Annotated in this window: 13 protein-coding genes; 9 read left to right on the top strand and 4 right to left on the bottom strand. The window is 37.7% G+C overall.

Annotation, left to right across the window (positions count from 1 at the left end; genetic code table 11):
* Window positions 1-85 precede the first annotated feature (85 nt).
* On the bottom strand, window positions 86-436 hold the full coding sequence (locus ACIR310F_RS0116950) for a histidine triad nucleotide-binding protein (RefSeq protein WP_028084856.1): 351 nt from the start codon (window positions 434-436) through the stop codon (window positions 86-88).
* A 100-nt stretch (window positions 437-536) separates the two neighbouring features.
* On the opposite strand from ACIR310F_RS0116950, the gene ACIR310F_RS0116955 reads away from it, so the two are divergent.
* Complete coding sequence (locus ACIR310F_RS0116955; RefSeq protein WP_028084857.1) at window positions 537-1,442, top strand: RpnC/YadD family protein; 906 nt, start codon at window positions 537-539, stop codon at window positions 1,440-1,442.
* Window positions 1,443-1,649: 207 nt separating this feature from the next.
* On the opposite strand, the gene ACIR310F_RS0116965 is transcribed toward ACIR310F_RS0116955, so the two are convergent.
* A complete protein-coding gene (locus ACIR310F_RS0116965) occupies window positions 1,650-2,078 on the bottom strand; it encodes a hypothetical protein (RefSeq protein WP_028084858.1) in 429 nt (142 codons plus the stop codon).
* 111 nt (window positions 2,079-2,189) lie between these two features.
* Entirely contained in the window at window positions 2,190-2,795 is a 606-nt protein-coding gene (locus tag ACIR310F_RS0116970) for a Uma2 family endonuclease (protein ID WP_028084859.1), read from the bottom strand.
* Between the two features lie 120 nt (window positions 2,796-2,915).
* Between ACIR310F_RS0116970 and ACIR310F_RS0116975 the strand changes: the two genes are divergently transcribed.
* The 6 genes from ACIR310F_RS0116975 to ACIR310F_RS0117000 all read left to right on the top strand — a co-directional run bounded on the left by ACIR310F_RS0116975 (window position 2,916) and on the right by ACIR310F_RS0117000 (window position 10,193).
* Window positions 2,916-4,448, top strand: coding sequence for a YifB family Mg chelatase-like AAA ATPase (locus ACIR310F_RS0116975; protein WP_028084860.1), 1,533 nt, complete (start codon window positions 2,916-2,918; stop codon window positions 4,446-4,448).
* Between the two features lie 134 nt (window positions 4,449-4,582).
* Entirely contained in the window at window positions 4,583-5,833 is a 1,251-nt protein-coding gene (locus ACIR310F_RS0116980; RefSeq protein WP_028084861.1) for a competence/damage-inducible protein A, read from the top strand.
* Window positions 5,834-6,391: 558 nt separating this feature from the next.
* Window positions 6,392-6,964, top strand: a complete 573-nt coding sequence (locus tag ACIR310F_RS0116985; protein WP_028084862.1) for a GNAT family N-acetyltransferase — start codon at window positions 6,392-6,394, stop codon at window positions 6,962-6,964.
* 39 nt (window positions 6,965-7,003) lie between these two features.
* Window positions 7,004-8,197 carry an NAD(P)/FAD-dependent oxidoreductase gene (locus tag ACIR310F_RS0116990; protein WP_028084863.1) on the top strand — a complete coding sequence of 398 codons (1,194 nt, stop codon included), beginning with the start codon at window positions 7,004-7,006 and terminating at the stop codon, window positions 8,195-8,197.
* 232 nt (window positions 8,198-8,429) lie between these two features.
* The gene (locus tag ACIR310F_RS0116995) at window positions 8,430-9,083 is read left to right on the top strand and encodes an HAD-IA family hydrolase (RefSeq protein ID WP_028084864.1); all 654 of its coding nucleotides are present in this window, start codon (window positions 8,430-8,432) and stop codon (window positions 9,081-9,083) included.
* A 297-nt stretch (window positions 9,084-9,380) separates the two neighbouring features.
* The gene (locus tag ACIR310F_RS0117000) at window positions 9,381-10,193 is read left to right on the top strand and encodes a carbon-nitrogen hydrolase family protein (protein WP_028084865.1); all 813 of its coding nucleotides are present in this window, start codon (window positions 9,381-9,383) and stop codon (window positions 10,191-10,193) included.
* Window positions 10,194-10,484: 291 nt separating this feature from the next.
* Here ACIR310F_RS0117000 and ACIR310F_RS27410 read toward each other — a convergent pair whose 3' ends face one another.
* On the bottom strand, window positions 10,485-10,619 hold the full coding sequence (locus ACIR310F_RS27410; protein WP_269208381.1) for a hypothetical protein: 135 nt from the start codon (window positions 10,617-10,619) through the stop codon (window positions 10,485-10,487).
* A 455-nt stretch (window positions 10,620-11,074) separates the two neighbouring features.
* Here ACIR310F_RS27410 and ACIR310F_RS0117010 point away from each other — a divergent pair, with 455 nt between their 5' ends.
* Window positions 11,075-11,272: a hypothetical protein gene (locus ACIR310F_RS0117010; RefSeq protein ID WP_028084866.1), complete on the top strand. Its 198-nt coding sequence runs from the start codon at window positions 11,075-11,077 to the stop codon at window positions 11,270-11,272.
* The gene (locus ACIR310F_RS0117015) at window positions 11,269-11,652 is read left to right on the top strand and encodes a type II toxin-antitoxin system VapC family toxin (protein ID WP_028084867.1); all 384 of its coding nucleotides are present in this window, start codon (window positions 11,269-11,271) and stop codon (window positions 11,650-11,652) included. Before ACIR310F_RS0117010 ends, ACIR310F_RS0117015 begins: the two co-directional genes overlap by 4 nt.
* Window positions 11,653-11,661: the final 9 nt, after the last annotated feature.

The raw sequence follows: 11,661 nt of genomic DNA on the forward strand, positions 1-11,661 counted from the left end.
AATGGGATTTACAGCAGTTATTGTCATAATTGGGCGGGCAGGATGCCCACCCCACAGGAGTTTTGGACTATTTTAGATGTAAAAATCAACCAGGAGGCCAAGACATAGAACGACCGCCTAGTATATGTATATGGAGATGATGGACTGTTTGACCGCCATCAACACCAGTATTCATAACTACTCGATAACCGTTTTCTAGTCCGGCTTGTGCTGCCACCTTTTGCACTATTAATAGAAGATGTCCCAAGAGAGCTTGATCTTCAGGTTCAGCAGTGGCCAGGTTAACTATAGGTTTTTTGGGGATAACAAGGATGTGAACTGGTGCTTGGGGGTTAACATCTGTAAAGGCCAGGGCTAAATCGTCTTCATAAACAATATGCGCGGGAATTTCTTTACGAATGATTTTACTGAAAATCGTTTCTGTGTTCTGACTCATGCAGTTTTACTTACTCATCTGCTCAAGATTTTAAGCGATGGTTAGAATAGACGATCAAAAGTTAAGCTGTTATTTAGTCAGTGCATCTATTTATAGCTCTATGTCCAAACCTGCTGATGTCAGTACCAAACGCTTAATTAGCCTCGCACCCAATAATTGGGTTAAATGGGTAACGCAAATCCCAGATGTGGTTGCTGGGGAAATTCTCAATTCTGAGTTTCAATGGATTAGTAGAGAAAGTGATGTACTTATCCGCGCTAAAAGTAAAGAGTACGGAAATTTTCTGGTTCTCAATGAATTACAATTGCGATATAAACCAGAAATGCCGCGAAGAATGCGGGCTTATACAGGATTAGCTGAAGAAAAATATAAATTACCCATATATCCTGTATTAATTAACATTCTAAAGACAGGTGATGCTGAAATCCCAACCCGATATGAGTCTAATCTTGCGGGGTTAGAAGTGCGTCAAGATTACCGTGTAATTAACCTGTGGGAAGTAGATGTTAAAATTGCCTTAGAACGACCTTTAACGTCTCTATTGCCTTTTGTACCGATTCTCAAAGGTGGTGAAGATGAATCTATAATTCGGGAAGCATTGCGTTTATTGCAAGCTGATGAACAATTAAATCAATTAGAAACAGTTCTCGCTTTTTTTGCTACGTTTGTGTTAGATAGTTCCTTAGTTCAAGAAATTATGAGGTGGGATATGACAGTTTTACGCGAATCACCTTGGTATCAGGAAATATTGCAACAAGGAATGCAACAGGGAATGCAACAAGGAATGCAACAGGGAATGCAACAAGGTGAACAACAAGGAGAAAGAAAAGACAGACTCTCTAGCATTGAGTTATGTTTAGAAGTTAAATTTGGTAATGAAGGATTAAAATTCATGCCAAAAATATCACAAATATCTGATCTTGACACACTAAAAACAATTCAACGTTCAATTCTTACGGTTGACAGGTTAGAGGAATTAAGACTTGTGATGGACAATTTGTCATAAATGGAAATCTTGATTTTACAAGACTTGATTTTTTTGTTGATCAGTATCAACTGCTGTGAATTATATCACTTGACAAATTATTTGTTTGAAATCATTTTGGGTTGAGCTTTGAGACAATTTATCCCACCCTACAGCAGTTTCTGGTCGAATGCGATAAAATTGAAGGCGGGGAAACCCCGCCCCTACAGCCTTAAAACTCTGTATCTCCTAACTACGCAAACCGCTGTATCTGTCTCCTTCAATTTTCTCGGAAAAGAATAAGGACGCATCATGGATAATTCCATTACGAAATATACGTATTTCGTTTAATGTTTGTTCATCTTCAATATCACCAAAATAATACAATGCTTTTTGAATTGAACTATAGTTCTTTGTATTCGCATGATTTTCCTTTTCTTCACTATTTTTATAACATTTATAACATCCGCCAATTTGATCAAGAATTGCAAAAGCAGCCAGAAAAGGAAGAAATGACTTAAACTTGTCAAGTCCAGAAGATTGTCGCATCTCCTCTTCTAGTGTTTTCAGTGTAGAAATTAACTCAAAATCTTTTGTAAATGTTTTTGTGAATATGGATAAATGAATATTAATTATTTCAGAATCTGTTAATTCGGAAAGTTTCTTGTGAGAAAACATAATAGACCTCTTGTAAATTAAATTGTTTCGTTAGTAATCTTCACAATATCACAATTAGCCGAGAATTAGCTACTGATTCTTGATTAATAATAAATCAACTTTAACAAGCATTTATCTCGGCATCACATCATCTAACCGCAGTTGCAGAGAAGGTAAAAGAGCAGATTTAATAAACTCTCCTAAACGGTATTCTTGCTGAATGTAATCCTCTCCAATTAATTGACAAACTGTAAATGTAGGTTGTTTTGGTTTACCAATAAAAACAACGCCACCCAATCCTCGATAATCAACAATCCAATATTCAGAAATTCCCAATAAAGCGTATTCTTCAACTTTACGCGCATAATCAGTTTCCCAATTAGTGCTAACAACTTCCACCACTAACTTAATAGATTTTCCTAACGCAATCACTGGTTCGTGTTCCCAAAAAGGTTCATCGTCAAGCACCGTTTCATCTAATACCACAATATCAGGACGGCGGGCTGTGGCTGTTTCTGCAAAAGGACGGATAAGACAGGTGCGAGGAATAAACCAGGGAAGTTCAGCATGAATAATAGCAATACCCAATTGGGTTGTGAGTTTACCACCGACGGCTTCATGGGGTCCTGTGGGTTCCATGTCAATCAATTCTCCGTCTGCAAGTTCATAGCGGGGATTGTTACCGTATTCAAGGATAAATTCTGCAAAGGTTAATAATTTTGTGAATGCTTGAACCATAAGTCACCTGTATCTTGAGCTAATATTATTATATTAACAATCTTCTGGGGTGATTTCACCCATTGTTAATTTAGCTAAAAATCTGCTTTGATATTGATAAAGTTTATTGATATATAAAAAATGCTGGCTAGAGTTTGGAGTGCATCTATTGTTGGAATTGACGCGGTTAAGGTGGGAGTGGAAGTTGATGTTTCCGGGGGTTTACCGGGAATTGTGATTTTAGGTTTACCAGATTCAGCCATTCAAGAATCTAAAGAACGAGTAAAAGCCACCTTAAAAAATGCCGGTTTTGCCTTTCCCATGCGGAAAATTGTCATTAACCTAACTCCTGCGGATTTACGCAAAGAAGGACCTGCTTTTGATTTACCAATTAGTATAGGAATTTTAGCAGCTTCTGAACAGGTTAACGCCGATTTGTTAGGAGATTTTTTATTCTTAGGAGAAGTTTCCTTAGATGGTAGTTTGCGTCCTGTTGCTGGTATTTTACCCATTGCTGCAACTGCAAAGAAAATGGGAATTTCCGGTATTATTGTTCCCGTTGATAATGCTCAAGAGGCGGCTGTTGTTGAAGGTTTATCAGTTTATGGTTGTCAACATATTGCTGATGTAGTAGACTTATTAAATTATCCCAAAAATTACAAACCTGTACAGTTTAATCAAACCCTAGAAACCTCAGGGGAAACATCTTTAAATTTAGCAGATTTGCAAGATGTCAAAGGACAAGCTCATGCTAGAAGAGCCTTAGAAATTGCCGCAGCCGGGGGACATAATTTGATTTTTGTTGGACCACCCGGAAGTGGAAAAACGATGTTAGCAAGGCGCTTATCGGGGATTTTACCACCTTTAAGTTTTTCCGAATCGTTAGAAGTTACACGCATTCATTCTGTAGCTGGATTATTAAAAAATCGTGGTTCTTTAGTAAAAGATCGTCCTTTTAGAAGTCCCCACCATTCCGCCTCTGGTCCTTCTTTAGTTGGTGGTGGTACTTTTCCCCGTCCTGGTGAAATTTCATTATCCCATAGAGGTGTACTTTTTCTAGATGAATTAACCGAATTTAAAAGAGACGTTTTAGAGTTTTTACGTCAACCTTTAGAAGATGGTTATGTGACAATTTCTAGAACTAAGCAATCTGTCACTTTTCCCGCTCAATTTACATTAGTAGCTAGTACAAATCCCTGTCCTTGTGGTTATTATGGTGATACAATTCAAGCCTGCACTTGTTCACCTCGACAACGAGAACAATACTGGGCAAAATTGTCTGGACCATTAATGGATAGAATTGATTTACAAGTCGCAGTCAATCGTTTGAAACCAGAGGAAATAACCCAACAACCAACAGGAGAAACATCAAAATCTGTAGCCCAAAGAGTCGAAAGAGCCAGAGAAATTTCTCTAATTCGTTTTCAAGAAGAAGGAAATTTACAATGTAATGCCCAAATGCAAAGTCGTCATCTGCAAAAATGGTGTAAATTAGATGATCCTAGTCGTAATTTATTAGAAGCTGCAATTAGGAAATTAGGGTTATCCGCAAGAGCAAGCGATCGCATTTTAAAAGTAGCACGCACTATAGCAGATTTAGCAGGAGATGAAAATCTTCAACCCCACCATGTAGCAGAAGCAATTCAATATCGGACAATTGATAGAATGCAGTAAAAAAATCTCCAAAAATATGGATAATAAAAAAACTTAGCTATCAACAATGCAATTTTAACCGCCATTCATGCGGCTACAAATTTCTAGTTAGATCAAATACTTACTTAACTTTATTCACATCATCAAGAACTATCATGAGTGCAGAAATTATTTGTGTTGGTACAGAAATGCTACTAGGAGATATTCTGAATAGCAACGCCCAATATCTTGCTCAAGAATTAGCAAAACTAGGCATTCCCCACTATTATCAAACAGTAGTAGGGGATAATCCAGATAGACTCAAGCAAGTTATCGAAATTGCTGCTTCTAGAGTGCAAATTCTCATTTTTACAGGTGGTTTAGGACCCACACCCGATGATCTCACCTGTGAAACTATCGCTGATTTTTTTGGCGCTCCTTTAGTAGAACGAGCGGATATTGTTGAAGATATAGCAGAGAAATTTGCCCAGCGGGGACGAGTCATGTCTCCCAATAATCGCAAACAGGCCTTAATTCCCCAAGGTGCGGAAATTCTACCTAACCCCACAGGCACAGCACCTGGTATTATTTGGCAACCTCGCACTGGATTAACTATTTTTACATTCCCCGGTGTTCCCAGTGAAATGTATCGAATGTGGTCAGAAACAGCCGTACCTTTTCTGAAAAGTCAAGGTTGGGGAAAAGAAATTATTTATAGCCGCAGTTTAAGGTTTTGGGGCATTGGAGAATCAGCTTTAGCCGAAAAAGTAGCTGCTTACTTTGACCTAACTAATCCCACAGTAGCACCCTATGCAGGCAAAGGAGAAGTCAGATTAAGAATTTCCGCTAAAGCCACCGACCCAACAACAGCCCAGGCTTTAATTGTACCAGTGGAAAAACAACTGATAGAAATTGCTGGCTTAGATTATTACGGTGCTGATGATGACACTTTGGCTTCCGTAGTTGGTAATTTGTTAAGGTCTTCCCAGGAAACACTATCAGTAGCAGAATCTTGCACTGGTGGCGGACTAGGGCAAATGTTAACAGAAATTCCTGGTAGTTCTGATTACTTTTGGGGTGGTGTAATTGCTTATGATAATTCAGTAAAAGTTGGATTATTAGGAGTCAACCCAGAAGATTTAGAGAAATTTGGCGCTGTGAGTGCGACTGTGGCCGAACAAATGGCTATCGGTATTAAAAATCGTCTTTCAACTACTTGGGGGTTAAGTATTACGGGAATTGCTGGACCGACTGGAGGGACAGAAGACAAACCAGTGGGTTTAGTATATATCGGGTTAGCAGGTCCTGGAGATCAAGTCATAAGTTTTGAACATCGTTTGGGAGCGATTCGCGGACGTTCTTTAATTCGTTATGTTAGTGCAAATGCGTCCTTAGACAATTTACGACGGCGGTTATTGACAAGATAGGTTTTGTCTAGGTTCGCTCACCCCTTCAGCATTTCAACTGGATCAAAATATAAAATTACAGCGAATTTCAGGTAAATGAACCACGGTTTTTGTTTCGCGCAATCTCTCTTAGAGATCCCGAAGGGTAGGCGCAAAGTAGGGAAGGCGCAAAGGAAGAAGGTAATCAAAGTCTGGTTTAAATCGCCGAAAACTGCTGTAAATCTGAAGGGGTGTTGACATACTTAGGGCTTGCTGATAGCGTAGCGTGGCGTTAGCCATATAAACTTAAAACCATTTATTAACAAAGGGTTTCGCGGATTTTTACCACAAAAAAGTGCAAAGTTTTAGCTAATGGTGTCTCAAAATGAATTGCATTTTTCTTTGTCGGATTTGGAAAATTGAGGATATCCAAACAGTTTTAACTGTTAAAACTGTTCCCTGTTCCCTGTTCCCTGTCCTCACAGACAACTTATTCAGCAAGCCCTACTTAAAATATGATATATCAATAAATAACTCTGTTAATGAAGGAGAATTTGTACTAGCAACTATGTAGTTTATCATGAGAAGTATTTAATTTTCATGTTAATCATCAAAGACCAAATTACTATTCGTCCCATGAAAGATGATATCCATGATTATCAATTAATGGAAAAATGGCGTAGTGATGAAAAAGTATTACAATTTTATGGTGGTAGAGATGATCCTTTTGATTTAGAAAAAGTTATAGAAATCTATCTACCTAGAATTAAAGGAGAAGAACCTTTAATTCCCTGTATTTTCTCATATCAAAATTTGGAAATTGGCTATTTACAATATTATGATTTGCATCAATTACCGGAAAATATTAAAGAAATGTATTGTCTAGAAAACACTAATAATGTTTATGGTATTGACTTATTTATTGGTGAAACTCAATATTGGAATCAGGGAATTGGTACAAAAGTCCTTTTATCTGCTATAAATTATCTTTTTAATCGCCTAAAAGCTGCTAAAATCGTTATCGATCCTAATGTGAAAAATTTCCGCGCTATTCGCTGTTATGAAAAATGTGGTTTTGTCAAAGTCAAGCTTTTATCAGGTCATGATCTACATGAAGGTAAATATCAGGATTGTTGGCTAATGGCAAGAGAACGCAATAAATCGTTACACTAAAATAAATATCTGAATGGAATTTAGTTGCTAAAAAAAATTATGACTCAACCAACTACAAAAATTTGTATACTCGGTGGTGGCTTCGGTGGACTCTATACCGCGCTACGTTTAAGTCAACTCCCCTGGGAATCTACACCAAAACCTGAGATTATTTTAGTAGATCAGAGCGATCGCTTTGTCTTTTCTCCCCTACTTTACGAACTCCTGACCAGAGAACTCCAAACCTGGGAAATAGCCCCACCTTACTCCGAATTACTCGAAGGAACAGGTGTTCAATTTTACCAATCCACCGTTTCCGCCATAGATATCAACCAGCAAACAGTCCAATTAGCAAATAAATCAGAACTCAATTATGACCGCTTAGTATTAGCATTAGGTGGCGAAACCCCCCTAGATTCAGTTCCCGGTGCTACTGATAATGCCTATCCATTCCGTACTATTACTGATGCTTACCGATTGGAAGAACGGCTGCGAATTTTAGAAGCAAAAAAACCAGAAAAAATCCGTGTCGCCATAGTTGGTGGGGGTTACAGTGGGGTAGAATTAGCTTGTAAATTAGCAGATAGAATTGGCGAAAAGGGACGTTTTCGCCTGATTGAGGTCGGTGATCAAATTTTACGAACTTCTCCAGAATTTAACCGTGAAGCCGCTAAAAAAGCCTTAGATAGCAAAGGTGTATTTATTGACTTAGAAACCAAAGTAGTCGCAATTGAAAAAGATAGTATCTCTTTGGAGTATAAAAGTCAAGTAGATACCATTCCCGTAGATTTAGTAATTTGGACAGTAGGAACAAAGGTTTCTCCAGTGGTGAAAAGTTTACCAGTCAAGCAAAATCAGCGCGGACAAATTACCACCACACCCCAATTACAAGTTCTGGAACATCCTGAAATCTTCGCGTTAGGAGATTTAGCAGACTGTCTCGACGCAGAAGGAAAACAAGTCCCCGCAACAGCCCAAGTCGCATTTCAACAAGCTGATTATACCGCCTGGAATATCTGGGCTGCTATTACCAATCGTCCTCTCCTTCCCTTCCGCTATCAACCATTAGGGGAAATGATGGCTTTAGGAATAGATAACGCCACCCTCACAGGTTTGGGTGTGCAATTAGACGGTTCTTTTGCGTATTTAGCCCGTCGTCTCGCTTATCTGTATCGTTTACCGACATTAAATCATCAGTTGAAAGTCGGTTTTAATTGGTTATTTAGCCCTATAATACAAGCCATTTATCGGTAATAAATTCACATCCCCAACTTCTCAAAGCAGTTGGGGATGTGAAACCAATTCAGATATGATTGCTGTGTATTTGGCCACGACTGAGAACTTAAGTAGGTGAACGGAAAAAAACCGACATAAGTAACGAAAAGTAAAGTTGCTCAAAACCTCTTCCCTGTAACCTGTAACCTGTTCCCTGTTCCCTTGTCATAACGACAATTTTTAACGCCAATCTACTTAGATATTAATTGTTATGAAAAAACCCAAAGTTATTTTTCTAGATGCTGTAGGTACATTGTTTGGTGTGAAAACTAGTGTAGGTGAAATTTACCGACAAATCGCCCAGGAATTTGGTGTGGAAGTTTCCGCCCAAATTTTAGATCAAAACTTTATTAAAAGCTTTAAGTCCGCACCACCACCTATATTTCCTAACACAGATATTAAAGATATTCCCCAACGCGAATATGATTGGTGGCGCATTATTGCTTTAAATACTTTTGAAGGTGCGGGTGTTCTCAAAGATTTTACTGATTTTTCCGCTTTTTTTAGTGAACTTTATATTCACTTTGGTACTCCTGAACCTTGGTATGTTTATCCTGATGTTCTCTTGGCTTTAATGAACTGGCGACACTTAGGGGTTGAATTAGGTGTTTTATCTAATTTTGATTCCCGTTTATATTTAGTATTACAAGGTTTGGGGCTGAAAGAATATTTTACTTCTGTTACTATTTCTACTCAAGTTCGCGCCGCTAAACCAGATCCAGAAATTTTTAAAATCGCTTTAAAAAAGCACAATTGTTCCCCGGAAGACGCATGGCACATTGGCGACAGTATCAGAGATGACTATCAAGGTGCTAAAGCAGCAGGAATGAGAGCGATTTGGATTAACCGTAATCCCAGTCTGTAATACTATCCAGCATAATATCCAGCTTGTAGTTCGCTGTGACTAACAATAAAAATATCATCTGTGAACTAGATTTTAAACCATTGGGTGAATGCGGAAGATAGGTGTTGTAAATTGTTCAAACTAATATGATATAAAGATGATATAAAGATATGAGTAGAGAGGCACAAAAAAACACAGTATGTAACAAAAAGTAAAATTTACCCAATTCTCTTCCCTTTTGTCATAACGACAATTTTTGACGCTAACCTACTTATTGAATATCTGTATTGTTTCAATCTACCGTTTGTTCTTGAATCTATGAAGTCTTATTTAGCCGCCGCTATTCAAATGACCAGTGTACCAGATTTACAAAAAAATTTGGACCAAGCAGAAGAATTAATTGATTTGGCCGTGCGTCAAGGTGCGGAATTGGTGGGTTTACCAGAAAATTTCTCTTTCATGGGTGAAGAAAAAGATAAAATAGCACAAGGAAATGCGATCGCCCAAGCCACAGAAACATTTCTTCACCAAATGGCACAACGTTTTCAAGTTACCATTCTCGGCGGCGGCTTCCCTATCCCTGTGAATAGTAATGGTAAAGTCTATAATACAGCGTTACTTGTCAGTCCTAACGGTCAAGAACTCGCCCGTTACCAAAAAGTACACCTATTTGATGTCAATGTCCCTGATGGTAACACTTATCAAGAATCAAGTACCGTCAAAGCTGGACAAGAATTACCTGCTGTCTATTCTTCCCCTGATTTGGGCAAAATTGGCCTGTCTATTTGTTATGATGTCCGTTTCCCTGAATTATATCGGCATTTATCCAGTCACGGTGCAGATATCTTATTTATACCCGCTGCTTTTACGGCTTTTACGGGGAAAGACCATTGGCAAGTATTATTACAATCTAGGGCAATAGAAAATACCTGCTACGTGATTGCTCCTGCTCAAACTGGTACTAATTATCATCGTCGCCAAACCCATGGACACGCTATGATTATAGACCCATGGGGTGTAATTTTAGCAGATGCTGGCGAAAAACCGGGAATAGCGATCGCCGAAATTAAACCTACTCGATTAGAACAGGTACGCCGACAAATGCCATCTTTACAACATCGCGTATTTTAATGTAGTGCGGGCATCTTGCCCGCGATTGTCACATAAGTAGGTTGGCGTTAAAAATTGTCGTTATAGCACTAGGCAAGAGGCAAGAGTGAAGAAGTTTTCAGCCATTATCTATCTGAAAATAAGATTGAGAGATTGCGATAATCAACCATAAGGACTACCCATAACTCATGCCTTCTTCCTTGACTTTTGCTAAAGTCCTTGACTTCTTTGAGTTTTTCGATTAAACTATTTAACATAATTGAAAAATTGAAATATTAGTGATCTCTTTTTGATTTTATCAAGAAAAGATCACTATTCTTTTCTTCTTGACCTCCGAGAATGAAAACCCCCTGCTTCAATACCACCTAAAACGGCAGCACCTTCTATTGATAGACTATTACCACCAAGCACAGCATCGTATTCTCGCGGTTGTTGTGGATTATTCATGATTGGTTAATAGTTGGTTTCATGTATGCTGTATATAAAATAGCATGTTATTGTCTGAATCAGGACACCCTTAGGGAAGTCAAAAGTCAAAAGTCAAAAGTCAAAATTTTACATTTGTCAGAATTAGGATGTCCGGGATTTAAGGATGTACAGGATGTGATTGTTTAATTATTGGTTAGTTATTGATGATTAGTATGGAGAAAAGTGAATACTTATGAAGTGAGATGTAAGAACAAATACATATATAACAGCCATTAACCATCAAATTACAATCCTGGAAATCCTCTAATCCTGGTTATCCTGATTCAGACAAAATATTAAGTTAATAGTCATTAACCATCAAATAACAATCCTGTAAATCCTCTAATCCTGGTTATCCTGATATGGCTTACGCCACGCTACGCTATCAGACAATATGTTACAATTTGAATTGAGAGAAACAGGAGCATAAAACTATGCCATTAATCAAAATACCAAAACATTATCTTGTATCTCAAGATGAAGATTCAATTACAGTAGATCTACCAGAATCAATGCTATTACATTGGAAAAAAGACTATGAAAAAATTATTCAAGCCAAAGGAATTTTAAAGCATAAAAAAGCAGCAATGTTAGCTCATTTAGATACTCTGCGTCAGGAATGGGAAGAATGAAATATCTTTATGATACCAATATTTTTATTTACTATCTAGCTGATGATATAATAGTTAATTCATGGTTGACACAAGAGTTTTTGAATGTACACGAAATTCTACTTTCACCAATTATCCGTATTGAATTACTGAGTTTTGCTGGTTTGTCACAGGAAGAAGATGAATGTATTGAAGATTTGTTATCTCAGTTTACTGTAGTTCCATTATCACAAGAGATTGAAAATAAAACCATCCAATTAAAGCGAAATTACAAAATTAAACTTCCTGATGCAATTATCGCTGCTACAGCAATAAATCAAAACGCTATTTTAGTGACAAGAAATATTAGCGATTTTCAGGCAATTACAGAATTAAAAATAGTAAATCCTTTTGCTAATTGATTAATCCTA

The organism is Dolichospermum circinale AWQC310F (assembly GCF_000426925.1).
Classification (GTDB): Bacteria; Cyanobacteriota; Cyanobacteriia; order Cyanobacteriales; family Nostocaceae; genus Dolichospermum; species Dolichospermum circinale.

What these genes read in the sequence shown, in the direction of transcription:
- ACIR310F_RS0116980 (WP_028084861.1), top strand. Translation starts at nt 4,583, where the DNA reads ATGAGTGCAGAAATTATTTGTGTTGGTACAGAAATGCTACTAGGAGAT.
- ACIR310F_RS0116970 (WP_028084859.1), bottom strand. Translation starts at nt 2,795, where the DNA reads ATGGTTCAAGCATTCACAAAATTATTAACCTTTGCAGAATTTATCCTT.
- ACIR310F_RS0116985 (WP_028084862.1), top strand. Translation starts at nt 6,392, where the DNA reads ATGTTAATCATCAAAGACCAAATTACTATTCGTCCCATGAAAGATGAT.
- ACIR310F_RS0116995 (WP_028084864.1), top strand. Translation starts at nt 8,430, where the DNA reads ATGAAAAAACCCAAAGTTATTTTTCTAGATGCTGTAGGTACATTGTTT.
- ACIR310F_RS0116965 (WP_028084858.1), bottom strand. Translation starts at nt 2,078, where the DNA reads ATGTTTTCTCACAAGAAACTTTCCGAATTAACAGATTCTGAAATAATT.
- ACIR310F_RS0116990 (WP_028084863.1), top strand. Translation starts at nt 7,004, where the DNA reads ATGACTCAACCAACTACAAAAATTTGTATACTCGGTGGTGGCTTCGGT.
- ACIR310F_RS0117010 (WP_028084866.1), top strand. Translation starts at nt 11,075, where the DNA reads ATGCCATTAATCAAAATACCAAAACATTATCTTGTATCTCAAGATGAA.
- ACIR310F_RS0117015 (WP_028084867.1), top strand. Translation starts at nt 11,269, where the DNA reads ATGAAATATCTTTATGATACCAATATTTTTATTTACTATCTAGCTGAT.
- ACIR310F_RS0117000 (WP_028084865.1), top strand. Translation starts at nt 9,381, where the DNA reads ATGAAGTCTTATTTAGCCGCCGCTATTCAAATGACCAGTGTACCAGAT.
- ACIR310F_RS0116950 (WP_028084856.1), bottom strand. Translation starts at nt 436, where the DNA reads ATGAGTCAGAACACAGAAACGATTTTCAGTAAAATCATTCGTAAAGAA.
- ACIR310F_RS27410 (WP_269208381.1), bottom strand. Translation starts at nt 10,619, where the DNA reads ATGAATAATCCACAACAACCGCGAGAATACGATGCTGTGCTTGGTGGT.
- ACIR310F_RS0116975 (WP_028084860.1), top strand. Translation starts at nt 2,916, where the DNA reads ATGCTGGCTAGAGTTTGGAGTGCATCTATTGTTGGAATTGACGCGGTT.
- ACIR310F_RS0116955 (WP_028084857.1), top strand. Translation starts at nt 537, where the DNA reads ATGTCCAAACCTGCTGATGTCAGTACCAAACGCTTAATTAGCCTCGCA.